This window comes from Aestuariibius sp. HNIBRBA575 (assembly GCF_040932005.1).
In the GTDB taxonomy this organism is placed as follows: Bacteria; Pseudomonadota; Alphaproteobacteria; order Rhodobacterales; family Rhodobacteraceae; genus CANLNM01.
In genome coordinates this window covers 2,616,239-2,641,312 of sequence record NZ_CP162414.1, presented here as the reverse complement: position 1 = coordinate 2,641,312, position 25,074 = coordinate 2,616,239, and the positions used below count along the sequence as shown (strand labels likewise).

Genomic DNA, 25,074 nt, shown 5'->3' with positions numbered 1-25,074 from the left:
TTGATGTCAGAATATGATCAAATATTTAAGCCAGTCAACAACCAGTATTCTTATCACCGCATTAGGGACAGGCCTTGGCGAATATCGGCTTCGATGGCGCGTGCGACGCCTGCGCCGTCTTTGGCCTTTAGCGCGGAAAGGGCGTCTTTGTGTTCATCAGGCAGGTTTTGCGTGCCGTATCGCCCTGAAACCACACGCAAAGACGGTCCCAATTGCAGCCAAAGAGAGCTGGCAATATTGCGCAAAACAGGGGCGTTTGCCGCGTCATACAAGGTAAAATGAAACCGATAATTGCCTGCGAGATAGCCATTAATATCGCCTGCAGAAATCGCTGCATCCACCTGTTCGTCCAGTTTGGCGAGGGTTTTCAGCTGGTCTTTGGTGATGTTGGCCACGGCCAATTCGCCCAGACGTGGTTCAATCGCCAAGCGTGCAAAATAAATCTGATTGAGCGTTTCCTGGGTCACGTTGGGCACGCAAATGCGGCGATTCCCCAGCGCTTCTAACGCGCCTTCTGCGGTCAGCCGGCGGATTGCTTCGCGCACAGGGGTCATGCCCGCCCCCAGCATTGTTTTTAGCCCAAGGATCGTAAGTGCCTGACCCGGAAGCACTTCTCCGAACAAGATCATGTGACGCAACCGGTCATATATGGCCTGATGCTCTGGTGTCTTTGAGCTTTGTTCATTCACTGATCGTTTCTCCTTTGGCGCTGTCTAATCTGTAGGCATTATTGGGAATAATCATAGCCCACTTTGTCCTGATATTAGAAATGTCTTGCGACGAATCAAGATTTGATCAAATATTTCGGCAATAATACAAGATAAAACCACTCAGGGAGAATACGACTATGTTGACCCGCGTTCCTGCCATCGCGCTTGCGACTTCGCTTGCTGCCGTGGCCGTATCCGCCGAAGAAGTCCGTGTTTACAATTGGTCGGATTATATCGACGAAGAGTTGTTGGAAAAGTTTGAGCAAGAAACCGGCTATGAGCTGATTTATGATGTGTTTGACAGCAATGAAGTGCTGGAAACCAAATTGCTGGCCGGGTCATCGGGCTATGATGTGGTTGTCCCGACAGGATCGTTTTTACAGCGGCAAATTCAGGCTGGCGTATTCATGCCGCTGCAAACGGATAAATTGTCCAACTCGGGCAATCTGTGGGACGTGATCCAAGCCCGCACCGAAGCCTATGACCCCGGCAACGCCTATTCTATTAACTATATGTGGGGCACGACGGGGCTTGGCATTAACGAAACTATGGTCACCGACATCCTGGGACAAGATGCGCCCGTTGACAGTCTGGCGCTGATTTTTGATCCGGCAAATGCGGAAAAATTGGCCGAATGCGGCATTTATGTTTTGGACGCGCCAACCGAACTGATCCCAGCGGCGTTGGCCTATTTGGGGGAAAACCCAGACAGCCACGACCCGGATGTGATCGCGTTAGCGGAACCGGTTCTGGCAGGGCTGGCCCCACACGTGGCGAAATTCCACAGCTCTGAATATATCACGGCTCTGGCCAATGGCGATATTTGTGTCGCGGTGGGGTGGTCCGGTGATGTGCTGCAGGCCCGTGACCGCGCATGGGAAGCAGATAATGGCGTCGAAATCGCCTATTACGCCCCGTCCGAAGGCGCGCTGATGTGGTTTGACCAAATGGCCATCCCCGCAGATTCCCCGAACCCAGAGGGCGCGCATGCCTTTCTGAACTTTATTCTGGATGCCCAGAACATGGCGGCAGCGTCAAACTATGTTTATTACGCCAACGGGAACCTCGCGAGCCAAGAGTTTCTGGTCGAAGATGTGATTGGTGACACAGCCATCTATCCAGATGAGACAACGATTGAAAACCTATACATTACAACGCCATACCCGCCTCGTGTGCAGCGTGTTGTAACCCGTATGTGGACGGCGATTAAATCTGGCATCTGATCCGACAGACCCAGCAACCGGTGGTTTTCGACCGGTTGCTGGCCCCCACATTGCCCCACATCAAAGGACAGCTTTATGACGACGTCCATTGCCCCGGCCGAACTTGTGTCGGAATTTGAACCATGGAATGATGTTCAGGCCGAACCCCTTATCCGGTTTGACAACGTCACCAAGCGGTTCGGAACGTTCACCGCCATCGACCATATCGATCTGTCGATTTATCCCAAGGAATTCTTTGCGCTGCTGGGGCCATCGGGATGCGGAAAAACCACGTTGATGCGGATTCTGGCGGGGTTTGAAACCGCGACAGAAGGCACCATTACAATTGACGGTCAGAATATGGCTGGGATTGCGCCCAACAAACGGGCGGTGAATATGATGTTTCAATCCTATGCTTTGTTCCCGCATCTGAACATCTGGGACAATATCGCCTTTGGTCTGCACCGGTCTGACATGCCCAAAGATCAGATCGGTGAGCGCGTCGAAGAAATGCTGCGTCTGGTGCAATTGGGGAAGTTTGCCAAACGCAAACCACATCAAATTTCCGGGGGGCAACGCCAGCGGGTTGCCTTGGCGCGGTCCTTGGCCAAGGCGCCGAAACTCTTGCTGTTGGACGAACCTTTGGGGGCGTTGGACAAAAAGCTGCGTCAGGAAACCCAGTTTGAACTGATGGACATCCAGGAACGTACCGGCACCACCTTTGTGATCGTGACCCATGACCAAGAAGAGGCGATGACAGTCGCGTCTCGGGTTGCGGTGATGGATCATGGGCGATTGGTACAGGTGGACACCCCGCAAAGCATCTATGAAACACCCAACTCAGTCTATGTCGCTGATTTCATCGGCGAGGTGAACCTGATCGAAGGCAATGTAGACAAAATTGGCGATGACAGCGCGACGATCGCTTGGGCCGAAGGTCAGCCCAGCATTTGCGGGACCGCCTTGGGGGGGATCGGGCAGGGCGCGCGCGCCACGTTTGCGATCCGTCCAGAAAAGGTCGCGATTTCAAAATCCCGTCCCAGTGATCGCAACAATGTTGTGCAGGGAAAAGTCCTGGACATCGCCTATTTGGGCAATCTGTCGACCTATGTGGTGCAACTGGCAAACGGCCAAACCATCAAGGCCCAAGCCGCCAACAATAGGCGGGTCAGTCGACGTGAATTCACATGGCATGACGACGTCTATCTGTCATGGACGGACACGGCTGGCATCGTGTTAACAGCATGAGGGGCAAGCCATGAAAATCGCGCGTCGCTTCTTAATTGGCATCCCCTTTTTGTGGTTGCTGGTATTATTCCTGATCCCGTTTGGAATTGTTTTCAAAATTTCGCTGTCTGATTACGCGATCTCTATTCCACCTTATACGCCGCAACTGGATGGCATGAGCTGGGACAGTTTTCGCACCTTTTTCGGGCAGATCGACTTTGAAAATTATGTCTTTTTGACCACCGATCACCTCTATTGGAAGGCCTACCTATCCAGTTTGCAGATCGCGACATTGTCGATGATTTTCACGCTTTTGGTCGGTTTTCCAATTGCTTATGGGATGGCCAATGCGCCGGATCATTGGCGCGCAACCCTGATGATGCTGATCATCCTGCCGTTCTGGACCAGCTTTCTGATCCGGGTCTATGCATGGCAGGGCATCCTCAGCACCGAAGGCGTGTTAAACCAGTTTTTGCTGTGGACGGGGATCATTTCAGAGCCGTTAAAAATGCTGAACACCAATTTCGCGGTCTATATCGGCATCGTTTACACCTATCTGCCATTCATGATCCTGCCGATTTATGCGACGCTGGAAAAACTGGATGCATCCCTGTTAGAAGCCGCCGAAGATCTGGGCTGTTCACGTGCCAAAGCGTTCTGGTTGGTGACCGTACCCCTGTCTAAATCCGGGGTGATCGCCGGGTGTTTTCTGGTCTTTATTCCGGCGCTTGGCGAATTTGTGATCCCATCATTATTGGGCGGCTCGCGCACGTTGATGATCGGCAAAGTCCTGTTCGAAGAGTTCTTTAACAACCGCGATTGGCCCGTGGCCAGCACGGTCGCCGTCATATTGTTGCTGATCCTGATCATTCCGATTGTGCTGTTTCAGCGTAATCAGGAAAAACAACAGGAGGCCGAAAAATGAGACGTTTAACGTGGTTCAACGCGGTGTCCCTGACGATCGGATTTGCGTTTTTATACGTGCCGATGCTGATCCTGATCATCTATTCGTTCAACGAAAGCCGGCTGGTCACTGTTTGGGCGGGATTTTCGACCAAATGGTACGGTGAATTGTTTCAAAACGAAGCCTTCTTAGACGCGGCTTGGGTGACCCTAAAGGTTGCCGTTATATCCTCGACCATTGCCACAATTCTGGGGACCATGGCGGCGCAAGTTCTGGTTCGGGGGGGGCGTTTTAAGGGGCGCACGCTGTTTTCGGGCATGATCTATGCACCATTGGTGATGCCCGAAGTGATCACAGGTCTGTCCTTGATGCTGTTGTTCATTTCGCTTGGTCTGGATCGCGGCACGTTCACTATTGTTCTGGCACATGCAACGTTTTCAATGTGTTACGTGTCGGTTGTGGTGTCATCACGTTTGGTGTCGTTCGACAAATCATTAGAAGAGGCGGCATTGGATCTGGGCTGTACCCCGTTTGACGCGTTCAAATCGGTGACGTTGCCGATCATCGCCCCTGCCGTGATTTCCGGCTGGTTGTTGGCCTTTACTTTGTCGCTGGATGATCTGGTGATTGCGTCCTTTACATCGGGGCCATCTGCCACAACATTGCCGATGAAAATCTGGTCCTCTGTGCGAATGGGCGTTAGTCCTCAGATCAATGCCTTGTCGACAATCCTGATCTCCATGGTCACAATTGGGGTCATCGCGGCATCAATTACAACAAAACGCAGGGTCATTCAGGCCAAACGCGACGAACAAATGGCAGAGGCGCAATGAGCTTTACCCACGAATATAACCTGTATTGCGAAACCCACGGCATTCCCGACCGGATCGAACTGATGCTGTGTGATCTAAACAGTATTTTGCGCGGCAAATGGCTGCCCGGTGACGCATGGGAAAAGCTGGAAAAAGGGCAGGTGCGTTTGCCATTGTCGACCTATGCGCCCAACATTATGGGCCAAGAGGTCGAAGAGACCGGCATGGGCATTGTGGTGGGCGACCCGGACGGTATTTTGAAACCGGTTTTGGGGTCGCTGGCACCGGTGCCATGGGCCGAGGGCAATGTAGCGCAGGTTCTGGTGGAAATGTCCGATATGGACGGGGTGCTGAGCCCTTATTCACCGCGGGGCGTTCTGCAAAACGTGCTGGATCGCTTTGCGGCACATGGCTGGACGCCTATTGTGGCCACCGAACTGGAATTCTACATTTTCCAGAAACGTGACAGCCCGGATGATGCACCCATCCCGCCGCAACGCGCACCATCGGCGCAGAATTTCGACCTAGAGGTTCTCAGTCGCAAAGATGCGATCCTGTCAGAAATCATGTCTGCTTCTGCGGCGCAAAATCTGGCGACTGACACGTTGATTGCTGAATTTGGCCCCGGCCAATTCGAAATCAACTTTCACCACACGGGCGACGTGCAGCGGGCGGCGGAAACCGCTTTGCTGTTTCGTCGATTGGTGCGCCAAGTGGTCGCCAAACATGGGATGGAGGCGACGTTTATTGCCAAACCTTATGCGGATGATCCCGGCAATGGCATGCATGCGCATATTTCCGTTGTGGATCAGGACGGTAATAACATTTTCGACGCCGGTGGCCCTGTTTCAGGCCGGTTGAAAAACGCGGTTGGTGGCACATTGGATACGATGCGGGATCTTCAGGCGATTTTTGCCCCGCATATGAATTCTTATCGACGGTTTCAGCCCAACTCCTTTGCTCCCACAGCCCCCAATTGGGGGTTGGACAACCGCCAAGCGGGGGTGCGTCTGCCCGAAATTTCTGGCCCCGCCGCCCGGTTGGAACACCGGATTTGCGGCGCGGATGTGAACCCTTATCTGGCCCTCGCGGCGATTTTGGGGGGCATGCTCTTTGGGCTTGAAAACAAATCTGATGTGCCGCTGCCATTGGACGATACAAATGCGAAACCGGCAGAGAATTTGGGGCATGATTGGTTGACCGCGGTGGAACGATTTGCCCAGTCAGACGCGGCAAAACAGATTTTTGGACCCGCCTATCAAAAGGTCTATGCGGATGTGCGGCGCGATGAAATTGCGCAACTGACCCGCATCCTGACCGCAGTGGAATACCGCGCCTATTTGTCCCGCCTATAGGGTGCAATTTCAGAAAAACCGCACATCTATCCCCCAAAAGGGGTGGATGAGTATCAACGCCAGATATAGCCCAATTGCGATGAGGATCCGCAGTAAAAAGCGCCCTGTGCCAAAGGCAGGGACCCGCGGCGTCGATGCGATTTGGTCGACCAATATCTGCCATTGATCCCCCATGTCGCGACGTTTCCGACGATCCATCAACCGCCCACCCAGTAGGGCGAATGTCGCAAACACGCCAAACAGGATCACATGGGCCAGATCGCCATTAGGCACCAAATGAGCAAGCGACCAAAGGGCCAGAGCCGCCAAAATAGGATGGCGCACCCAGCGTACGATGCCCGGATTATCAGGGTCAAACACCCCAGGGCGCCCGCCAAAGGATAGTGGGTTGGGCTGTGACATGCCCAGCGCAACAATCACACAGACCACCGCCATCGCGATCTGCGGCACCGCGCGTTGCCATGGCGCGTAGGGCCAAATTTCAACAAAGGGTGCGCGCCCTGCGGCGATGATCAACCAGACCAAAACACTGAGGGAAAGAATGGAATAAAACAGGCTGAATCCGCGCGGGCCCAGAACCTGAACCAGTTTGGGGCGCAATGGGGGGCGGATCGGCACAGTATGCGTGATGAAAAACACACCAAATGCTGCGATAAATTCAACCCAACCCATTTTGAACCTCCTGAATTCTGGTGTCTGTGCTGACGGATTTGTTGCGCCTTCGCAATCCCACCCTATATGTGACGGACACATCGGAGGCACAATGAGCGAAACCCCAAACAGCCATAGCGCAACCACCCGTGCGATTTGGTGGGTGATCGGGTGGGCTGCTCTGATCCTTGGTGGGATTGGGGTGCTGCTGCCGGTGCTGCCTACCACGCCGTTTATGATCCTCGCGGCATTTGCCTTTGCCAAAGGATCGCCGCGCATGCGCCAATGGTTGCTGGATCATCATATGTTTGGCGACCCGATCCGCGATTGGGAACAATCCGGATCGATTGCCCCGCGCTACAAAGCAATTGCTACCGGGCTGATGGCGGTCACGTTTGTGACCAGCGCCGCGCTGGGTTTGCCCGGTTTTGTGTTGATCATTCAGGCAGTCTGCATGGGATCAGCGGCATTATTTGTGCTGAGCAGACCCAATTCCTAGAACGTTATTCAGGGTGAATGGCCACACATTGCTGAACCGCTGCATTGGCGCGACGTTGTTCTTGTGCCAGCCGCGTTTCTAGATCCCGCAATTTGACACGTTCCTCGGCCAGATTGATGGTCACAGGCCGGGTACGATTGCGCACCTGCGTTTCATCGCAAAATGTCGCGCGCATTGTCCCGTCTTCTTGTAACACATTGCAGGCCACGCGCACCTCTACGAATTCTTGGTATTCTTCGATGCCATAGCCGCGTTCCACATTGCCACGGGTGACATTGGCCAATCGCGTTAGGACGCGGACTTCGGAATTGGCGCTGGAAATACATTGTTCGCGCGGCGTGGCGCAGGCGGCGACGATCAGGGGCAGCAGGAAAAGAACGCGTTTCATTAAACTTCCTTTGAACGGGGGGTGCTGGTGACAATTGATAAAGGATGCTATCGCGTTATTCGATAACAAACCGGGAAATGACGATGAATACGACGCCTGACGCCAATATTATGCAATCGGAAAAAGACCGCGCGTCCAAATGGTTTCGCGATTTGCGCGATCAGATCGTCGCGGCGTTCGAAGCAATAGAGGACAGTCAGACTTCTGGCCCAACAGCATCCCTGCCAGCGGGGCGGTTTGAGGTCACCAACACCAAACGCGCCAGCGACGACGGATCGGATGCGGGCGGCGGGCTGATGTCGGTGATGCGCGGCGGGCGTGTCTTTGAAAAGGTCGGCGTGAACGTGTCCACCGTACATGGTGTGCTGGGGGAAGCGGCGCAAAAATCCATGGCCGCACGCGGCGTTCCCGGCGTGGCCGAAGATCCGCGGTTTTGGGCGTCGGGGATTTCACTGGTGGCGCATATGCAAAACCCCCATTGTCCGGCGGTGCATATGAACACCCGCATGTTCTGGACGCCATCTGCGTGGTGGTTTGGCGGCGGGTCAGACCTGAACCCTTGTCTGGAATATGACGAAGATACTGCACATTTCCACGCGGTTCAGAAATCCCATTGTGACCCACATGGCGAAGATATCTATCCGGCGTTGAAATCATGGGCGGATGAGTATTTTTTCATTCCGCACCGGGGCCGGGCGCGTGGTGTTGGCGGGATATTCATGGATGACCGCAACACCGGCAACTGGGAGGCTGATTTTGCCCTGACCCAAGACATCGGCCGCGCTTTTTTACCAGCGTTTTTGCCGGTAACGGAACGGCGGCGTAACACGGTTTGGTCGGATGCGGACAAAGATGCCCAGCTGGTGCATCGCGGGCTCTATGCGGAATATAATCTGGTCTATGATCGGGGAACCAAATTTGGTCTGGCCACAGGACATGACGCCAATGCCGTATTGATGTCGCTGCCGCCCATGGCGAAATGGGTGTGATGTAGGTGACACGCGTGGCCGATGGCCACGACGTCCCACCCACCATCCCATAATTAGGCGCTGCGGACCGCGTCGATCATGATCTGAACATTTTCGGGATCAGCGTCGGGTGTGATCCCGTGGCCTAGGTTGAAAATATAGGGACCTTTGGCAAAGGCGCAGGTGATGGCTTGGGCTTCGTCGATCAATTCCTGACCACCCGTGACCAATAGATCAGGGCGCATATTGCCCTGAACGCACCCCCCCGGTTGAACGGATGTGGCGGCAAAGTCGGCGGTGACGCCATTGTCAATTGCCACGCAATCTGCACCGATTTTGGCATGCATATCCACGTAACGTTCGCCCGCACCACGAGGAAAAGCGATGATCGGCAGGCCGGGGTGGCGTTTTTTCAGCTCTGCTGTGATTTTGCGGGCCGGCTCAATGGCATATTTTTCAAAATCGTCCCCTTGTAGTGATCCTGCCCAGCTGTCGAAAATCTTGATGACTTCGGCGCCGGCCTGAACCTGCGCGGATAGATATTCGATGGTCGATGCGGTCAGCAGGTCGATCAGCCCCTCGAACACGGCGCGGTTTTCAGCCTTTAGGGCATGGGCCGGGCCCTGATCCGGGGTGCCACGACCTGCGATCATATAGGTGGCCACGGTCCATGGCGCGCCCGCAAACCCGATCAACGTGGTTTCGCGGGGCAATTCACGCGACAGGATGCGCACGGTTTCATAGACCGGAGCCAGATGGTCATGGATGGCATCAAACGGGTTCAGAGCGGCCAGTTGATCCGCGGTTGTGGTGGTGGACAGGCGCGGGCCTTCGCCGGTGACAAACCACAGATCCGCCCCCAACGCCTGAGGCAGCAATAGGATGTCGGCAAACAGGATTGATGCGTCAAATCCGTAGCGGCGGATCGGCTGCAAGGTGACTTCGGCGGCCAGTTCTGAATTGTAGCACAGCGACAGGAAATCCCCGGCTTGGGCGCGTGTGGCACGGTATTCCGGCAAATAGCGCCCGGCCTGACGCATCATCCAGATGGGGGGCGTCGGCAAGGTTTCCCCGGCAAGCGCGCGCAGGATCAGTTTATCGGATTTGGGGGCGATCAATTTCTCAGACATGGGAACTCCGGTTCGGCTAATGGGGTGGTCCCAAGTGTCGCAGGGGATGTCAACCATTGTCCTTGTCGCAGGGCCTGCCTAAAAGGCAGTATGACGTTGATTTTACCGACCCCCGACACTCCGCTGAAAATCGGCACACGTGGTTCGCCGCTGGCGCTGGCGCAGGCCTATGAAACCCGCAGCCTGCTGGCGGCGGCCTTTGATTTACCTCAAGAGGCGTTTGACATCGTGGTGATCAAAACCACAGGGGACAATCGCCAGATGATTGATGCGGATCGCCCGCTCAAGGAAATTGGCAACAAAGGTCTGTTTACCAAAGAAATAGAAGAGGCGATGCTGGATGGGCGCGTGGATATTTCCGTGCATTCGTCCAAAGATATGCCCGTTGAACAGCCGGATGGGTTGGTTCTGGATACGTTCCTGCCGCGCGAAGACGTGCGTGATGCCTTTGTGTCGTTGAAATATGCGGGGATCGCTGATCTGCCGCAGGGCGCAATTGTCGGCACGTCGAGTTTGCGCCGCAAATCACAATTGCTGAACAAACGCCCGGACCTGAACGTGGTGGAATTTCGCGGCAATGTGCAAACCCGGTTGCAAAAATTGCACGATGGCGTGGCAACGGCGACGTTTTTGGCGCAGGCCGGGTTGAACCGGTTGGGCATGTCGGATGTGCCCCATGCGTCGATTGACGTTGACGATATGTTGCCTGCGATTGCGCAGGGGGCGATTGGGATTGAACGGCGCGCGGATGATGATCGCGCAGCGCAGATGCTGGCGGCAATCCATCACGGTGAAACCGCACAACGCATCACATGTGAACGGGCGTTTTTGGCGGCGTTGGACGGCTCCTGTGAAACCCCCATCGGTGGGCTGGCCTTGATCACAGGTGATCAGATCACGTTGCGGGGGGAAATCCTGCGCCTTGATGGATCAGAAAAAGTGTCCGGCCAGATCAGCGGTGCCGTTGCAGATGGCGCAGATTTAGGGCGTCAATTGGCGGATGATTTGCTGGGACAGGCGGGGCCGGATTTCTTAGGTCACTAACGGGATTGTTTTGCATCCAGCCAAATCAGGCTGAGCGCGCCCAAAATTGTCGCCCCCCCGGCCAATGCGGCGGCCAAACCGTATCCAGCCAGCCAAGTTGCAGCTGCAAAAAGCGCGGCGCTGATGCCATCGGCGGCGACTTTTTGAAGGGATATTAGCGCTCCTCCCGCACCGGCGCGCGCGCCCATCAAATCCTGTAAATAGGCCAAGGGCAGGGTCAGGATGATCCCGTGGCCCAGCGCCAAAGGGATGGTCATGATCCAAACGCTGGGGCTGGCGGCGGCAAATGGGAAACTGATCATGAACCCGCCATGTATCGCTGCCCCCAACATTATCGCCTGCAACCGGGTGATATGACGCAATATCAGACCCATCGACAGCATCACCGGCACTTCTAATCCGGCGACAATACCGGCAAACAGCGCCACGTCCCCTAGATCGCGATTGGGCAATTGTTCAAAGGAAAGACCCAGCACAATCATATACATGATCGAACCTGCGTTGATTGCACCAGTGGCCGCCAGCCGGGTCAAAACCTTTGGGTTCACCACTTCGCCCAGCGAGGCACCAAAGCCCTGACCTGATTTGCCTTCGTTCCAGCCTGCGCCATCTGGCCAGAAAAACAGGAATAACAGCAGCATCGCCAGACAGCATAGAATGATCACAAAATACACATGCAGCAGATCGATTCCCTGTCGCAACGCCACAGCCCAGAGCGGCAGGATCACCACAAAAGGCACCGCAAACAGCGCCCGCACGGCCGATAAAATCCCGTCCCGGTGGGCAGGTTCAAACCGTTGCGACGCCAGACGCGCCAGCACAAACACCTGTCCAAACAACGTGCTGGCCAGAGGAATGATAAACCCATGGGCGGCGATGAACGTCCCCTTTGACGGCCAACACCATACCAAAATATTGCCAAACAACGCCAATCCGATGGTGAATTGGATGATTTTGCGGCGGGCTGCGGTTTGATCCGTGAGGATACCGATCCCGATTGATCCCAATACCGCGACCACCGACGAAACCAACAGCAACGCGCCATATCCGGCATCCGACAGGCCGAAACGTTCAATGGCCAGCACAGACATGAACGGCGCAATCGACGCCACAAGGCAGCCAAATAAAAACACCGCAGCAGATGCAATACGCAGGGCCGGGTCCCCCCACAGCAGGGTCAGAGTTTTAAACATTTTTGGGGGGTAACACCTTGCCGGGGTTCAAAATTCCCTTTGGATCAAGAGCGGCCTTAAGGGATCGCATCACGTCTAGGGCGACGGGATCTTTGTATCGGGCCATCGAAGACAGCTTTGACAGGCCGACGCCATGTTCGGCCGAAAAAGAGCCGCCCAAATCCTGAACAATGTCTTCGATTGCGATTTTGATCTGCGATTTAAGAGCGGGATCATCCCGCGACGGATAGACGTTGTAATGCACGTTGCCATCGCCCAGATGGGCCACGCAGATATCGGTAGCACGGGCATCCAATTCGGCCAACCGCGATTGGATACGGTCAAAAAACGGGGCGATCTGATCCAGTGGCAGGGCAATGTCGGTATCCACAATCACCGGATTATGAAATGTAATTTCCGCCGATGCTTCGCGACGTTCCCACATTTCGCGGCGCTGGGCTTCGGATTGGGCGACAACCGCGTCCAGCAACGTGCCATCCTCTAACATGGGGACCAGCGCATTTTCCAGCAATGTGACTATCGGCAGGCTGCCATCTGGCCCCGGCGTGGCATCCGCGGGCGACGTTGCGGCCAATTCAACCATGATGTTGATGTCGTAACTTTGATCAAAGGCGGGGCGGGCCCCGTCGATCAACCGCAAATGCCCGTCCATATGGGCGCGGGGCATGAATTCAAACGCCTCAACCGCGCCGCCTGACATATCCTGCAACCGATTTAACAGCCCCAGCGCATCGTCCAATGCGGGCAGGGCCAGCATGGCAGTGGCATAAGCTCGGGGTTTCGGCGCAAGTTTCAGCACAGCTGCCGTGATCACGCCCAATGTGCCCTCTGCTCCGATCATCAGATGCCTTAAATCATAGCCGGAATTGTTTTTATGAAGCGCGCTCATCAAATCCATGACGCGCCCATCGGCCAGAACCACCTCTAGGCCCAGACACAGATCGCGCATATTGCCGTATCGCAATACGTTTGAACCACCAGCATTGGTGGACAACATCCCGCCAATCCGCGCAGACCCTTTGGCGCCAAAGCTCATCGGGAAAATCAGGTCCTGTTCAGCGGTTGCGTCATGCAAGTTCTGCAAAATGACCCCAGCCTCAACGATTGCAACGCGACCCTCTGGGCGGATTTCGCGAACTGCGTTCATCCGATCCAATGACAGGGCCAGCTTGTTGTCACAGACCGCGCTGCCCGTGACGCTGGTATTGCCAGACACGGGAACGACCCCTGTTCCGGTGTCGTGGGCGATTTTCATGATGGCGGCGACGTCTTGGGTATTTGCGGGACGCAAAACGGCGATCGGGGTGCCAGAATAGGTTTTGGTCCAATCGTGGGTCCAGGGTGCCATATCTGACCCAGTTAAAACAAAAGACGCACCAATCGCATCAGTCAGGCGTTTAAGCAGGGGCATGAAATATCCGTACACAATAAGAGTCTATCATGGGCTGAGAATGCGGGTTGGTCCAGTTTGTTTCATGAAATCCGTTTATCATTTATAAAATATGTAGGGTCCTGCAGCACGCGAACGCGACTTGGGATACATTTGTTGTGTTTTCCCTATTGACGCCCATCGGACTTAGCCTTAATTCGGCGCTGGTCTGGCGGTATAGCTCAGTTGGTTAGAGCAGCGGAATCATAATCCGCGTGTCCGGGGTTCAAGTCCCTGTACCGCCACCACTTCCCCCCTTTTGGAAACCCAGATTGCCTCGACCTTTGGGCGCGTTTTTCCTAACATTGCCGCAGGTCTGATATTCGTCAATTCATCAGCAAACGGGGGGGCCATGATCGAAACCGCGTTGAAAACCGATTGCAGCCAATGTCAGGGCCTGTGTTGCGCGGCCTATTCGTTTGATGACCCCGATAGGTTTGCGATTGCAAAACCGGTTGATACAGCCTGTCCTCATTTGCAAAATCACGGTTGTTCGATCCACAACACACGGGTGGAACAGGGGTTTTCGGGGTGTCTGAGCTATGATTGTCATGGGGCCGGTCAGCGCGTGGTGCAGGACTTGTTTCCCGGTTTGGACTGGCGGGATGATCCGGCGTTGCTGCCGAAAATGACCGCGGCCTTGCGCGATCTGCAAAAAGCCCACGAAGCCGCGGCCATGTTATTTGCCGCAGCCGATCTGCCATTGCCGGATCACGTCCATAAACAGCGTCAGGATTTGATGGCGCAGATCATTCCGGACAAAGGGTGGACCCTGTCAGCATTGCAAACCTATACCCAAGGCCCGCTGCCCAGTCAGATCCGAAATTTTCTGCGCGCGTTGAAATCACATCTGCCGCGGCCTTGAATGTTTCTGAAATGTATGCCATGGCATGCCGTAGTATACATTTACGCATGCTGTGTTTTCTTAAACCACATTTGACCGTTCAATGCGTCGCATGCCTTTGGTTTTGGATCACCTTATGACGTCAACATATACAAAACGCGCCGCGACGATTGGGATTGGCGCCATTGGCGTATTCGCGTTCTGGGCGCTTGGCTTGCCGCTGCCGTTTTTGTTGGGGCCGATGTTTTTCTGTCTGTTGGCCGCGCTGGGCGGCGCCAAAATGCAAGATTTCGGCAAGCTTGGTTTCGCGTTTCGCACCATTCTGGGGGTGGCGGCGGGATCGTCAATCACACCTGACGTGGTGCAGGCTTTGCCGGGAATGGCGTTGTCATTATTGACGGTGCCAGTGTTCATTTTGGCCACAGCAGTCACATCCTATCCATTGTTGAGACGACTATTTCGATTTGATCCGGTCACCAGCTATTATTCAGCGATGCCCGGCGGTTTGCAGGATCTGATCGTTTTCGGAGAAGCCGCAGGGGCCAATTTGCGTGTCTTATCCTTGATCCATGCGACCCGCGTCCTGTGCATCGTCAGTATCGCGCCATTGGTGCTGAACCTGTGGTGGGACGTGGATTTGACCGCACCGCCGGGCATGCCGGGGATTGAAACGCCACCTTTGCAGATCGCTTTGATGGTTTTTGCCGGGTTAGCCGGCTGGTGGGGGGCGAACCGACTAAACATTCTGGGCGCGTCGATCATCGGCCCCATGATCCTGACTGCCGCTTTGTCGATTTCCGGGATCATCACACAGCGCCCTCCTGCGGAAATGATCTGGGCCAGCCAATTTGTGATCGGCATCGGTGTGGGGGCAAAATATGTGGGTGTCACTTGGTCCGAATTGCAGCGCGTTGTGGTTGCCGGCGTTTTAAATGCGGGTTTGTTGGCCGGGGTCAGCGCCGTGTTTATCGCCGCCGCTGTTGCGATGTCGCTGAGCCCCGTGTTGGATGCGTTTTTAGCGTTCCTGCCGGGCGGGCAGGGGGAAATGGTAGTGCTGGCCATTATCGCCGGTGCCGATTTGACCTATGTGGTGTTACATCACGTTTTGCGGATCGCATTGGTGGTGGTCGGGGCACCACTCTTTCTGCAGGTGTTTCACAAACCCCAAAAATAGCGCACCGATTCCAACATAGGCATACACCCTCTGGGTGAGTGGAAATTAGGCGGTTTCGTTAACAAGTCCCTTTTGACCTGCCCATTTAATGGGCGGATCAGCCGGAATCTGCGCGTTTTTTCAACATATGCCCCAAATTCCATCGGAAAAACCGCCTAGGAATTGATCACTTGCTGCGATGCAGCTTGGCTATGGCTGCCCACGTTTGGAACCTGATCCAATGCGGGGTGTGTGACGGCCAAACGAATTGGACCTCGATCCGGCCGCCACACGATGTGCAACCGAAGTTGCGGGGACAGTGCTATTCTCTTGTGTGTCGCAACGCAATGAGGCCGCCCCCGCGGGAGAGAAAAAATGATCCGCACTACCAAAACCCTGACCGCTGCTGCTGCCCTGACAGCGTTCGCTGGTATCGCCTCTGCTGACTGTGCTGACCCGATCAAAGTGGGTGTTCTACATTCCCTATCCGGCACCATGGCAATTTCTGAGACCACCCTAAAGGACACGATGCTGATGCTGGTTGAACAGCAAAACGCGGCTGGTGGCCTGCTGGGATGTGACATCGAAGCGGTGGTTGTTGACCCTGCATCCGATTGGCCACTTTTTGCTGAAAAAGCCCGTGAATTGCTGTCCGTCCATGATGTGGACGTGATCTTTGGCAACTGGACCTCCGTGTCGCGTAAATCCGTGCTGCCCGTCATCGAAGAGCTGAACGGCCTGCTGTTCTATCCTGTGCAATATGAGGGCGAAGAAAGTTCACGCAACGTGTTTTACACGGGTGCGGCCCCGAACCAACAGGCGATCCCTGCGGTGGATTACTATTTAGAAGAGCTGGGCGTTGAGAAGTTTGCCTTGCTGGGGACAGACTATGTTTACCCGCGCACAACCAACAATATTCTTGAGCAATATCTGCAGGATAACGGCATTGCCGCCGAAGATATCTTTGTGAACTACACCCCATTTGGTCATTCCGATTGGGCAACGATTGTCGCTGATGTGGTTGCGCTGGGCGAAGATGGCAAACAGGTTGGCGTGATTTCCACAATCAACGGCGACGCCAACATTGGGTTCTACAAAGAACTGGCCGCTGCCGGTATTTCCGCGGATGACATCCCGGTTGTCGCGTTTTCCGTGGGCGAAGAAGAGCTGTCCGGTCTGGACACATCCAACCTGGTGGGTCACCTGGCCGCGTGGAACTATTTCATGTCCGCTGAAACAGATGCCAACACAGATTTCATCGCCGCATGGCAGGAATTTGCTGGCACAGATCGCGTCACCAATGACCCAATGGAGGCCCATTATATCGGGTTCAACATGTGGGTGAACGCGGTCGAAGCCGCACAAACCACAGATGTCGATGCCGTGCGCACCGCCATGTATGGTCAGGAATTTCCGAACCTGACAGGCGGGACCGCAGTGATGTTGCCAAACCACCACTTGGCCAAACCGGTTCTGATCGGTGAAATCACCGCAGACGGTCAATTCGACATCATCAGCCAAACCGCTGAGGTTCCCGGTGATGCATGGACGGATTTCTTGCCAGAATCGGCGATTTTGAAATCCGATTGGCAGGGGCTGGAATGCGGCATGTACAATGTTGAAACTGAAACCTGTGTTCAGCTGACGTCGAATTACTAAGCCGAACCTCGTTAAACTTTGTCGGGTGCGGCTTTGGTCGCACCCACGTCTACGGCCCAATCGGGGTCGTCATTCAGGCCCGAATTTCACAAATTCAGACCGCACGGGAAATCCAACTATGATCCGCTTCGTTTTTGCCATCGCTCTGGCTTGTCTTTTTGCGGCGTCGTTTCAGCCGAACCGCGCACAGGCCCAAGACCTGCAATCGCTTTTGCAAACCCACCACGATGAAGTCGAACGCCCCGGACGGCGCAGTGTTGGCGTTGTGTTGGATGATTTGGTGGCGTCGGGTTTTCCTGAAACCGCAACTTTTCTGGAAAATTGGCAGGGCAAACAGGTCTATTTGCGCGATGCGGATGGGCTGTTTTTTTATGTCACCGATGACGGGGCTGACGGGTTCACCCTGACGGATATTTCCACGGGCCAAACGCTTGGCACCGAAGCACAAAACGCGATGTCACAGATCAAACCCAATGGTGGTGTGCGGCGCGCGATTGGTACAGCTTTGGTTCAGTTTCAACTGTCCGACCCTGATATAGCCCGCCGCACCGCTGCTGTTGATGCCATTGCCCGCACCATGTCGGCCGATCAATTGGCCCCGTTGCGTGGGGCGATTGAAAATGAACCAGATGCTGAATTAAAGAAGATTAAACAACGGCTTGCGAATATGTTGGCTGCTGGTTTTGGGGAAACACCTGAGGAACGCATCGCTGCAATTGATGGTTTGTCTGGCGATGTTTCCGTCGATATCCGCGCGGTTCTGAACCAGATCCTAACAGTCGAGCGGACCGCAGCAACCAGCCGTCCAGATGGGGCCAATGTCGCACAAACCCTAACCGTCGGTGATCAATTATCAGAGTCCGAAGCCTATCAATTGCTGGTCGATCTGGAATTAGCGCCTGCCCTTATCCCACAAGACACCCTCAAACAAACGCTGGCCCAGCATATCGAAGGCGGCTTTGTTGGTGGGCTGCCTGTTGCGCAAATGTTCACAGATGACGCCCGTGCAGCGGCCTATTCCGCGCTGGCGGCTGATGGGTTGGTCACGCCTTTGGTGACGGCACAGGATCAGAAACGGGCTTTGGAAACACACGTGTTTCTCGACGTTTACACCGAACCAAATGCCGCCATCACCAATGCGGCCCGCGCAGCCCTGACCAAAATAGAAACGCGCGTAAAGTTCAGCCAAATGGCGGATTTGACGCTGGACGGGTTGTCGCTTGCTTCGATCTATTTCTTGGCTGCGATTGGGTTGGCGATCACCTTTGGCGTGATGGGCGTGATCAATATGGCCCACGGCGAATTCATCATGATGGGCGCCTATACGGGCTATGTGGTTCAGCAGATCATCCCCAATTACACCGCTAGTTTGATTGTGGCCTTGCCGCTGGCCTTTGTTGTGACATTTGCAGCGGGGGTAGCCATGGAACGTCTGGTGATCCGGCATCTGTATCACCGCCCTCTGGAAACGCTGCTGGCCACGTTTGGTATTTCAGTCGCATTGCAGCAATTGGCAAAAAACATCTTTGGCACCCAAGCCCGTCCCCTGACATCACCCGGCTGGCTGGATGGGGCATTGGTGTTTAACGATGTGATCCAAATATCCTATATTCGGATCGCGATTTTTGTGCTGGCGCTGCTGTTTTTGGGGCTGTTGCTGTTCATCCTAAAACGCACCCGCCTGGGGCTAGAGGTCCGCGCTGTCACCCAAAACCCACGCATGGCGTCGTCGATGGGGATCAACCCGGATCGGATCAACATGTTAACCTTTGGGCTGGGATCCGGCATCGCGGGCATCGCCGGGGTGGCCATCGGTCTATACGCCAAAGTCACGTCCGAAATGGGGGCGGATTACATCGTTCAAAGCTTTATGACCGTCGTTGTTGGCGGGGTTGGCAATGTCTGGGGCACCTTGGCAGGTGCGGGTATGATCGGTGGCCTGCAAAAGGTGATCGAATGGCTCAACCCGTCTAACACCTTGGCCGCACAGACTTATATGATCCTTTTCATCATCCTGTTCATCCAATTCCGCCCCAAAGGCATCGTCGCCCTAAAGGGCCGCGCAGCAGGAGACTGAGCCCATGAGAAACACATTTATCGCCAAAAACCCCTCGGTTCTGATTTTCCTCACTTGTCTGGGTCTGTTCGCATTGGGCGTCACAATTTTCGCAGAAGCCACGGGCACAGGCCTGATTGGGACCTCGTTTGTTAAAACTTTGGGCAAAACCCTATGCCTGTGTTTGATCGCGATCGCGATGGACGTTGTCTGGGGCTATTGCGGCATCCTGTCCCTTGGCCATGTCGCGTTTTTTGGGATCGGTGGCTACGCCGTGGGCATGTGGCTGATGTATGCGCGCACCGAAACCATCGTGATGCAAAACCTTGCCTCTAACGTCATCCCCCCGACATCGACCGAAGTCACCGACGCAATCGGAAACCAGATTTTTGGTGTTGTCGGCAGTTCGGATTTCCCACTGATCTGGGCGTTTTCCGCCAGTCTGCCATTGCAATTGCTGATGGTGGTTTTGGTACCCGGATTGCTGGCGTTGGTGTTTGGTTGGTTGGCGTTTCGCTCACGTGTCACGGGCGTTTATCTGTCCATCCTGACCCAAGCGATGACCCTCGCTTTGTCGTTGTACCTGTTTCAAAACGACAGCGGGCTGCGCGGCAATAACGGCCTATCAGGATTGCAAAACATCCCCGGGTTCGAAACCACCCCCCAGGCAACGATTTCGATCGTGTTCTTTTGGATGTCGGCCGTTGCACTGGGATTGGGATATATCCTGTTTGCGTGGGTGACCTCTGGCAAAATGGGGTCGGTGATCCGGGCCATTCGTGACGACGAAGCACGTGTGCGGTTTTTGGGCTATCACGTTGAAAGTTATAAGCTCTTTGTCTTTACGTTGTCCGCAATTGTCGCCGGAATCGCCGGGGCGCTGTATTACCCTCAGGCTGGCATCATCAACCCAACCGAAATTGCCCCGATTGCGTCGATCTATCTGGCCGTTTGGGTGGCAATTGGCGGGCGCGGGCGGCTTTATGGCGCGGTGATTGGTGCGGCGTCGGTGTCGCTCTTGTCCAGCTGGTTCACAGGGGGGGGCGCCCCCGACATCAACCTTGGGTTTTACACGATCCAATGGACCGATTGGTGGCTGGTGCTGCTGGGCTTGTCCTTTGTTGCGGTGACGTTGTTTTTCCCCGGCGGAATTGGGGCGCTCTTTGACAAATTGGTAAGGAAACCAGAATGAACACCCTTCTCGAAGTGTCAGGCATTTCAGTCAGTTTTGACGGATTTCGCGCCATCAACAACCTGTCGATCCAGATCGGAGAACCGGAATTGCGGGCGGTGATTGGCCCCAATGGCGCGGGCAAAACCACGTTTATGGATATCATCACGGGCAAAACCAAACCCGATGAAGGCCGGGTAAGTTGGGGTGAAAAAGGCATATCCCTTTTGGGCATGAACGAAGCCAGCATCGCCAATCAGGGGATAGGCCGGAAATTCCAAAAACCAACGGTTTTTGAGGCGCAAACTGTGCGTGAAAACTTGGCCATGGCTCTAAAAAACAAACGTCGCCCATTTGATGTTTTGTTCTACCGAAAGTCCAAAGAAGGCGCGGACAAAATCGAAGCATTGGCCCAAGAAATCGGCCTACTCGATGAATTGCCACGCGTCGCCGGTGAATTGTCGCATGGCCAAAAACAATGGTTGGAAATCGGGATGTTGCTGGCGCAGGATCCTCGGTTGTTGTTGGTGGACGAACCCGCGGCGGGCATGACCCCGGCGGAACGTGAACACACAACCGACCTGTTAAAACGGGCCGCCCAAACCCGCGCGGTGGTCGTTGTCGAACATGATATGGAATTTGTCCGACGGTTGGATTGCCGCGTGACCGTGCTTCACGAAGGGTCGGTCCTGGCAGAAGGATCCCTGGATCATGTCACGGCCAATCCACAGGTTATCGAAGTCTATTTGGGGCGCTAAATCATGCTGAACATTGAAAATCTGACGCTCCATTACGGGCATTCGCAAATCTTAAACGGGATATCGATGCAGGCAGAGGCCGGGCAGGTCACCTGTGTTATGGGGACCAATGGCGTCGGCAAAACCAGCCTTCTCAAGGCAATTTCCGGGACGCATCCTCGATCTGGGGGGGATCTGTCATTGGATGGGCAATCGATTGGGGCTGTCGCTTCGCATCAACTTGCGCGTTTGGGCATCGGGTATGTGCCGCAGGGGCGGGATGTATTTCCATTGATGACAGTCACCGAAAATCTGGAAACCGGATTTGCCTGCTTGGATAAATCCGATCATATGATTCCGGATGAGATCTATGAATTGTTTCCTGTTCTCAAAGACATGCAGAACCGGCGCGGGGGCGATTTGTCCGGGGGACAACAGCAACAACTGGCCATCGCACGCGCCCTGATTACAAAGCCAAAGCTGCTTTTGCTTGATGAACCAACAGAAGGCATCCAGCCCAATATCATCCAACATATTGGGGATGTGATCGGATATTTACGCGACAAAGGCAGCATGGCCATTGTTCTGGTCGAGCAATTTTTTGACTTTGCATATGAACTTGGTGATCAATTTGTTGTCTTGAAACGGGGGGAAGTCGTTTATCAAAATGCCGCACAACACACAGAACGGGACGATTTGCTAAGCCAAGTGTCTGTGTGAATATACTGGTCAATTCAGATAAGCAATTGAAAAGGTTTCGTTTTTGGCGAAACTTTTTCGATAAGCCTGATTGGGATTGTTGGGCTCGTATTTTTGGAGGACATTCGGGCAAGCGTTTGCAAATGCGATGATGCATGCACAAAACGCATCTGAGAAGAGAGAAAGCCTGATGGTAGACCACACAATTCTAACTCGGATGTTTGACATCGCCGTAAAGGCGGCCGACCCGATGGAAACGATCCCAGCAGCATTGCCACCCAAACCCAATGGCAGGGTCATTGTGATAGGCGCGGGCAAAGCATCAGCGCGAATGGCGGAGGCGGTCGAGGCAGAGTGGGGCCCATGCGAGGGATTGGTCATCACGCGTTACGGCTATGCCCGCCCGACGCAAGGTATTGAAATTGTTGAAGCATCGCACCCGGTTTCTGATCTTGCCGGAGTGGAGGCTACAAAACGCATCATAACGTTGCTAGAGGGTTTGGGCAAAAACGATTTTGTATTGTCGCTCATTTCGGGGGGGGGATCGGCGTTGTTATGTGCCCCCGGCGGGATGATGACATTAGAAGACAAGCAAGCCACACATCGGGCGTTGCTCGAATCTGGAGCCCCAATCGGGCAAATGAATGTCGTTCGAAAACACCTTAGTCGTGTAAAGGGGGGGCAGCTCGCCGCAGCGGCATATCCGGCCAAAATGCTGACGCTGATGATTTCAGATGTTCCCGGCGATGATCCCGCAGATATCGCGTCTGGCCCAACCGTCGGTGAAGTTTCAACATCATCTGATGCAATGGATATCATTGCAAAGTGTCAGCTGAATTTGCCTAGATCCGCGATTGCTGCTCTTTCGGATTCTGGTGTGCTGAAACCTGACGATCCACGATTGGCCAATGTGGAAAACACGATAATCTCGGCCCCTTCTCAATCTTTGGCGGCTGCTCAAAAACTGGCACAGGGCGAAGGGTTTGACGTGAAAGTACTGGGGGATTCAATCGAAGGTGAAGCAAGGCAAGAGGCGAAGCGGCAAGTTGATCTGGCCCTCAAGGTTCAGCAGGAAATGTTTGAAACTGCACCGCCCATCATATTGCTATCAGGTGGAGAATGTACCGTATCTGGATGGGGTGGTGGAATTGGTGGACCCAATGCTGAGTTTTGTTTGGCAGCGGCCATTTCTTTGCAGAAAACCCCTGGAATACATGTCATCGCTTGCGACACAGATGGGGTGGATGGCGCTGCTGACGTTGCCGGGGCTCTGGTATTTCCGGACACTTTAGATCGCGCACAGGTCGACCCTTTGGAAGCGTTGAGACGATCAGATAGCCACACTTTCTTTGGCAAACTGAACGACCAAGTTGTGACAGGGCCAACTTTGACGAACGTGAATGATTTTCGGGCAATTCTGATTTCTAATCCCGTGGGTCATGTGCCGCCGTCTGAATGAAGCGCCTTCGTGTTGCTTGCTAATATCCAAGTTTAGCCCGTTTTTAGAACTGGAGAAGAAGGTACATCCTCGGCGATAAGGTCATCAATAGCTTTCTCGTCAAGTTGAAACTTTGAAAGCGAATTTGTCAGCTCACGAGTTTCGTTACGTAAAAACTGGGACGTTGCCAAAGTTTCTTCAGCAAGTGCTGCATTCTGTTGCGTTGCTGAATCCAAATTTGAGATGGACAAGTTGATTTCAGAGATGCCATCGGACTGATCCAACGAAGTAGATGAGACATTTGATAGGAATCCCGAAACATCTTGGATCGAGGCCTGAATGCTTTCAAGTGCGGTTTCAGCATCACTCACTGAGTGAACACCCTGTTGAACTTTTTCTGAGCTGACCTGAATGATCTCGGTTACATTTTGAGCTGCTTCCGCAGTGCGTTGAGATAGGTTTCTGACTTCCGTTGCCACAACGGCAAATCCTTGACCAGCTTCCCCAGCGCGAGATGCCTCAACGCTAGCGTTCAGGGCTAACAGATTGATTTGAAAGGAAACATCCTCAATTACACTGATCACTTCGGCGATTTGATCGGATGAACTTTTAATCTCTGCCATTGTTTTTACAGCATCCCGAACCACACTGCCTGTATGTTCAGAACGTTCCCGAATTTGATCAACAATTTGATCCGCTTTCTGTGCTCCTTTCGCGCTCTCTCCAGCGGCTGTTTTTAATTGCGACAACGCTTCGGCCGTTTCGGCAAGGGTGGCGGCTGTTTTTTCAGTCCTTGTGGCCAAGTCTTCAGCGGCAGAGCTTAGCTCAGCTGAATTAAGATCAATTTCCGCGCCGTTGTGAGATATCCCTGAAATGGTGCTTTGTAGTGTGTTGATACTGTTGTTGAAATCTGTACACAAAATCTCATAGCTGTTGGGCAGATCCGCAGCCAGCCGGCAATTTAGGGCTCCTTTAGACAGCGCTTTGAGCTCTACTGCCAAGGCATCAACGATACGTTTCTGGTCGTGCTGTTGTTCGGCATTTTCTGCCCCCAAACGCTCGGATTCAATCCTAGCATTGCGAAAATCATCAACAGCCTGGCCCAATCGACCGTATTCGTCGAACCGTTTGGCCATCGGAATGTCAAAGTTGGTTTCGCCTAAGCTGAGTCGATCCAGAAATCCAATGACAACCTCAAGTGGACGCATAAAGTACCTTATGGTTTGCCAAATGCTTAGCCCCAGAAGACAAATCGCGATTGCCCCCAAAACGCTTGCCTCTACATAGGCCGCACTAATTTCTGCGTTGATGGCATCAGTCGTAAAGCCCAGAATGAACAATCCGACAAAATTTCCATTCCCCTGAATGATTGGGGTGGCGTGTATCACCATCGAACCGAAGGTGTCGCGTTGCGCCTCAAGCAGTTGCGGATCGAACTCTTGGATTATTGCATCCCATTCGGCATTCCATTCGATGTCAGGCTGAAGTTCTGCAAAAACTTGGCCGTCTGAAATGATCTGCGCAAATTGGAAATCGCCGATTTGGGTTAAGCCGTCCAATGCGGTTTCAGCAGCTTGTTGATCGAAATCCCATACCGCACCCGCCAGTGCCGGTGCAATAAATGCCGAAGCCAACGCGATTTCAGTTTCGAACTTTTGTTGCAGCTTTTCTTCGAGTTTGTTTACCCAGACCAGAGTGTAGATTGATCCAAACAACAGCACTGCGGACAAAATCGGTAGAACAATTTTTTGCTTAACGCTCATCTTGGAATACAGTCTAAGCATTGTGGGTCCTATCTGTGGTTT

At 53.9% G+C, this 25,074-nt stretch carries 23 protein-coding genes and 1 tRNA gene; 17 read left to right on the top strand and 7 right to left on the bottom strand.

What is annotated here, in order from left to right; translation table 11 throughout:
• Positions 1-53 precede the first annotated feature (53 nt).
• Complete coding sequence (locus AB1F12_RS13305; RefSeq protein WP_368184854.1) at positions 54-689, bottom strand: GntR family transcriptional regulator; 636 nt, start codon at positions 687-689, stop codon at positions 54-56.
• A gap of 158 nt (positions 690-847) precedes the next feature.
• Here AB1F12_RS13305 and AB1F12_RS13300 point away from each other — a divergent pair, with 158 nt between their 5' ends.
• The 5 genes from AB1F12_RS13300 to AB1F12_RS13280 all read left to right on the top strand — a co-directional run bounded on the left by AB1F12_RS13300 (position 848) and on the right by AB1F12_RS13280 (position 6,210).
• Complete coding sequence (locus AB1F12_RS13300) at positions 848-1,933, top strand: polyamine ABC transporter substrate-binding protein (protein WP_368184853.1); 1,086 nt, start codon at positions 848-850, stop codon at positions 1,931-1,933.
• Positions 1,934-2,008: 75 nt separating this feature from the next.
• Entirely contained in the window at positions 2,009-3,160 is a 1,152-nt protein-coding gene (locus AB1F12_RS13295) for an ABC transporter ATP-binding protein (protein ID WP_368184852.1), read from the top strand.
• A 10-nt stretch (positions 3,161-3,170) separates the two neighbouring features.
• Positions 3,171-4,064, top strand: coding sequence for an ABC transporter permease subunit (locus tag AB1F12_RS13290; RefSeq protein WP_368184851.1), 894 nt, complete (start codon positions 3,171-3,173; stop codon positions 4,062-4,064).
• Positions 4,061-4,876 carry an ABC transporter permease gene (locus AB1F12_RS13285; RefSeq protein WP_368184850.1) on the top strand — a complete coding sequence of 272 codons (816 nt, stop codon included), beginning with the start codon at positions 4,061-4,063 and terminating at the stop codon, positions 4,874-4,876. The genes AB1F12_RS13290 and AB1F12_RS13285 overlap by 4 nt, the downstream gene beginning before the upstream one ends.
• Entirely contained in the window at positions 4,873-6,210 is a 1,338-nt protein-coding gene (locus AB1F12_RS13280; protein ID WP_368184849.1) for a glutamine synthetase family protein, read from the top strand. Before AB1F12_RS13285 ends, AB1F12_RS13280 begins: the two co-directional genes overlap by 4 nt.
• A 9-nt stretch (positions 6,211-6,219) precedes the next feature.
• Here AB1F12_RS13280 and AB1F12_RS13275 read toward each other — a convergent pair whose 3' ends face one another.
• Positions 6,220-6,882 carry an NnrU family protein gene (locus AB1F12_RS13275; RefSeq protein WP_368184848.1) on the bottom strand — a complete coding sequence of 221 codons (663 nt, stop codon included), beginning with the start codon at positions 6,880-6,882 and terminating at the stop codon, positions 6,220-6,222.
• Between the two features lie 91 nt (positions 6,883-6,973).
• Between AB1F12_RS13275 and AB1F12_RS13270 the strand changes: the two genes are divergently transcribed.
• Positions 6,974-7,360, top strand: a complete 387-nt coding sequence (locus tag AB1F12_RS13270; protein ID WP_368184847.1) for a YbaN family protein — start codon at positions 6,974-6,976, stop codon at positions 7,358-7,360.
• Between the two features lie 4 nt (positions 7,361-7,364).
• Here the strand turns inward: AB1F12_RS13270 and AB1F12_RS13265 are convergent, their stop codons facing one another.
• Positions 7,365-7,748, bottom strand: coding sequence for a hypothetical protein (locus AB1F12_RS13265; RefSeq protein ID WP_368184846.1), 384 nt, complete (start codon positions 7,746-7,748; stop codon positions 7,365-7,367).
• An 83-nt stretch (positions 7,749-7,831) separates the two neighbouring features.
• On the opposite strand from AB1F12_RS13265, the gene hemF reads away from it, so the two are divergent.
• Positions 7,832-8,737, top strand: coding sequence for an oxygen-dependent coproporphyrinogen oxidase (hemF, locus tag AB1F12_RS13260; protein WP_368184845.1), 906 nt, complete (start codon positions 7,832-7,834; stop codon positions 8,735-8,737).
• 53 nt (positions 8,738-8,790) lie between these two features.
• On the opposite strand, the gene hemE is transcribed toward hemF, so the two are convergent.
• Positions 8,791-9,846, bottom strand: coding sequence for a uroporphyrinogen decarboxylase (gene hemE, locus AB1F12_RS13255; RefSeq protein WP_368184844.1), 1,056 nt, complete (start codon positions 9,844-9,846; stop codon positions 8,791-8,793).
• A 90-nt stretch (positions 9,847-9,936) separates the two neighbouring features.
• Between hemE and hemC the strand changes: the two genes are divergently transcribed.
• On the top strand, positions 9,937-10,890 hold the full coding sequence (hemC, locus tag AB1F12_RS13250; RefSeq protein ID WP_368184843.1) for a hydroxymethylbilane synthase: 954 nt from the start codon (positions 9,937-9,939) through the stop codon (positions 10,888-10,890).
• On the opposite strand, the gene AB1F12_RS13245 is transcribed toward hemC, so the two are convergent.
• Positions 10,887-12,083: an MFS transporter gene (locus tag AB1F12_RS13245; protein ID WP_368184842.1), complete on the bottom strand. Its 1,197-nt coding sequence runs from the start codon at positions 12,081-12,083 to the stop codon at positions 10,887-10,889. The genes hemC and AB1F12_RS13245 overlap by 4 nt on opposite strands.
• Complete coding sequence (locus AB1F12_RS13240) at positions 12,076-13,494, bottom strand: FAD-binding oxidoreductase (RefSeq protein WP_368184841.1); 1,419 nt, start codon at positions 13,492-13,494, stop codon at positions 12,076-12,078. The genes AB1F12_RS13245 and AB1F12_RS13240 overlap by 8 nt, the downstream gene beginning before the upstream one ends.
• Before the next feature lie 189 nt (positions 13,495-13,683).
• Here AB1F12_RS13240 and AB1F12_RS13235 point away from each other — a divergent pair.
• From AB1F12_RS13235 to AB1F12_RS13195, 9 genes are all read left to right on the top strand, one after another.
• Positions 13,684-13,760: transfer RNA gene (locus AB1F12_RS13235), tRNA-Met, on the top strand.
• A 104-nt stretch (positions 13,761-13,864) separates the two neighbouring features.
• On the top strand, positions 13,865-14,377 hold the full coding sequence (locus AB1F12_RS13230) for a hypothetical protein (protein ID WP_368184840.1): 513 nt from the start codon (positions 13,865-13,867) through the stop codon (positions 14,375-14,377).
• 115 nt (positions 14,378-14,492) lie between these two features.
• Positions 14,493-15,530: an AbrB family transcriptional regulator gene (locus AB1F12_RS13225; RefSeq protein ID WP_368184839.1), complete on the top strand. Its 1,038-nt coding sequence runs from the start codon at positions 14,493-14,495 to the stop codon at positions 15,528-15,530.
• A gap of 354 nt (positions 15,531-15,884) precedes the next feature.
• Positions 15,885-17,168 (top strand): urea ABC transporter substrate-binding protein, encoded by a 1,284-nt coding sequence (gene urtA / locus AB1F12_RS13220; RefSeq protein WP_368184838.1) that lies wholly within the window; start codon positions 15,885-15,887, stop codon positions 17,166-17,168.
• A gap of 118 nt (positions 17,169-17,286) precedes the next feature.
• Positions 17,287-19,245, top strand: a complete 1,959-nt coding sequence (gene urtB, locus AB1F12_RS13215) for an urea ABC transporter permease subunit UrtB (RefSeq protein ID WP_368184837.1) — start codon at positions 17,287-17,289, stop codon at positions 19,243-19,245.
• Positions 19,246-19,249: 4 nt separating this feature from the next.
• On the top strand, positions 19,250-20,416 hold the full coding sequence (gene urtC / locus AB1F12_RS13210; protein ID WP_368184836.1) for an urea ABC transporter permease subunit UrtC: 1,167 nt from the start codon (positions 19,250-19,252) through the stop codon (positions 20,414-20,416).
• The gene (gene urtD / locus AB1F12_RS13205) at positions 20,413-21,153 is read left to right on the top strand and encodes an urea ABC transporter ATP-binding protein UrtD (RefSeq protein WP_368184835.1); all 741 of its coding nucleotides are present in this window, start codon (positions 20,413-20,415) and stop codon (positions 21,151-21,153) included. Before urtC ends, urtD begins: the two co-directional genes overlap by 4 nt.
• 3 nt (positions 21,154-21,156) lie before the next feature.
• Positions 21,157-21,852 carry an urea ABC transporter ATP-binding subunit UrtE gene (gene urtE / locus AB1F12_RS13200; RefSeq protein ID WP_368184834.1) on the top strand — a complete coding sequence of 232 codons (696 nt, stop codon included), beginning with the start codon at positions 21,157-21,159 and terminating at the stop codon, positions 21,850-21,852.
• A gap of 169 nt (positions 21,853-22,021) precedes the next feature.
• Positions 22,022-23,290, top strand: a complete 1,269-nt coding sequence (locus AB1F12_RS13195; protein WP_368184833.1) for a glycerate kinase — start codon at positions 22,022-22,024, stop codon at positions 23,288-23,290.
• A gap of 32 nt (positions 23,291-23,322) precedes the next feature.
• Here the strand turns inward: AB1F12_RS13195 and AB1F12_RS13190 are convergent, their stop codons facing one another.
• Positions 23,323-25,053, bottom strand: a complete 1,731-nt coding sequence (locus tag AB1F12_RS13190) for a methyl-accepting chemotaxis protein (RefSeq protein ID WP_368184832.1) — start codon at positions 25,051-25,053, stop codon at positions 23,323-23,325.
• Between the last annotated feature and the right edge of the window lie 21 nt (positions 25,054-25,074).

Coding starts and splice junctions, on each gene's coding strand:
- AB1F12_RS13245 (WP_368184842.1), bottom strand. CDS start 12,083: ATGTTTAAAACTCTGACCCTGCTGTGGGGGGACCCGGCCCTGCGTATT.
- AB1F12_RS13275 (WP_368184848.1), bottom strand. CDS start 6,882: ATGGGTTGGGTTGAATTTATCGCAGCATTTGGTGTGTTTTTCATCACG.
- AB1F12_RS13280 (WP_368184849.1), top strand. CDS start 4,873: ATGAGCTTTACCCACGAATATAACCTGTATTGCGAAACCCACGGCATT.
- AB1F12_RS13230 (WP_368184840.1), top strand. CDS start 13,865: ATGATCGAAACCGCGTTGAAAACCGATTGCAGCCAATGTCAGGGCCTG.
- AB1F12_RS13285 (WP_368184850.1), top strand. CDS start 4,061: ATGAGACGTTTAACGTGGTTCAACGCGGTGTCCCTGACGATCGGATTT.
- AB1F12_RS13240 (WP_368184841.1), bottom strand. CDS start 13,494: ATGCCCCTGCTTAAACGCCTGACTGATGCGATTGGTGCGTCTTTTGTT.
- hemC (WP_368184843.1), top strand. CDS start 9,937: ATGACGTTGATTTTACCGACCCCCGACACTCCGCTGAAAATCGGCACA.
- hemE (WP_368184844.1), bottom strand. CDS start 9,846: ATGTCTGAGAAATTGATCGCCCCCAAATCCGATAAACTGATCCTGCGC.
- urtC (WP_368184836.1), top strand. CDS start 19,250: ATGAGAAACACATTTATCGCCAAAAACCCCTCGGTTCTGATTTTCCTC.
- urtB (WP_368184837.1), top strand. CDS start 17,287: ATGATCCGCTTCGTTTTTGCCATCGCTCTGGCTTGTCTTTTTGCGGCG.
- AB1F12_RS13190 (WP_368184832.1), bottom strand. CDS start 25,053: ATGCTTAGACTGTATTCCAAGATGAGCGTTAAGCAAAAAATTGTTCTA.
- AB1F12_RS13195 (WP_368184833.1), top strand. CDS start 22,022: ATGGTAGACCACACAATTCTAACTCGGATGTTTGACATCGCCGTAAAG.
- urtE (WP_368184834.1), top strand. CDS start 21,157: ATGCTGAACATTGAAAATCTGACGCTCCATTACGGGCATTCGCAAATC.
- AB1F12_RS13225 (WP_368184839.1), top strand. CDS start 14,493: ATGACGTCAACATATACAAAACGCGCCGCGACGATTGGGATTGGCGCC.
- urtA (WP_368184838.1), top strand. CDS start 15,885: ATGATCCGCACTACCAAAACCCTGACCGCTGCTGCTGCCCTGACAGCG.
- AB1F12_RS13265 (WP_368184846.1), bottom strand. CDS start 7,748: ATGAAACGCGTTCTTTTCCTGCTGCCCCTGATCGTCGCCGCCTGCGCC.
- AB1F12_RS13290 (WP_368184851.1), top strand. CDS start 3,171: ATGAAAATCGCGCGTCGCTTCTTAATTGGCATCCCCTTTTTGTGGTTG.
- AB1F12_RS13270 (WP_368184847.1), top strand. CDS start 6,974: ATGAGCGAAACCCCAAACAGCCATAGCGCAACCACCCGTGCGATTTGG.
- AB1F12_RS13295 (WP_368184852.1), top strand. CDS start 2,009: ATGACGACGTCCATTGCCCCGGCCGAACTTGTGTCGGAATTTGAACCA.
- hemF (WP_368184845.1), top strand. CDS start 7,832: ATGAATACGACGCCTGACGCCAATATTATGCAATCGGAAAAAGACCGC.
- urtD (WP_368184835.1), top strand. CDS start 20,413: ATGAACACCCTTCTCGAAGTGTCAGGCATTTCAGTCAGTTTTGACGGA.
- AB1F12_RS13300 (WP_368184853.1), top strand. CDS start 848: ATGTTGACCCGCGTTCCTGCCATCGCGCTTGCGACTTCGCTTGCTGCC.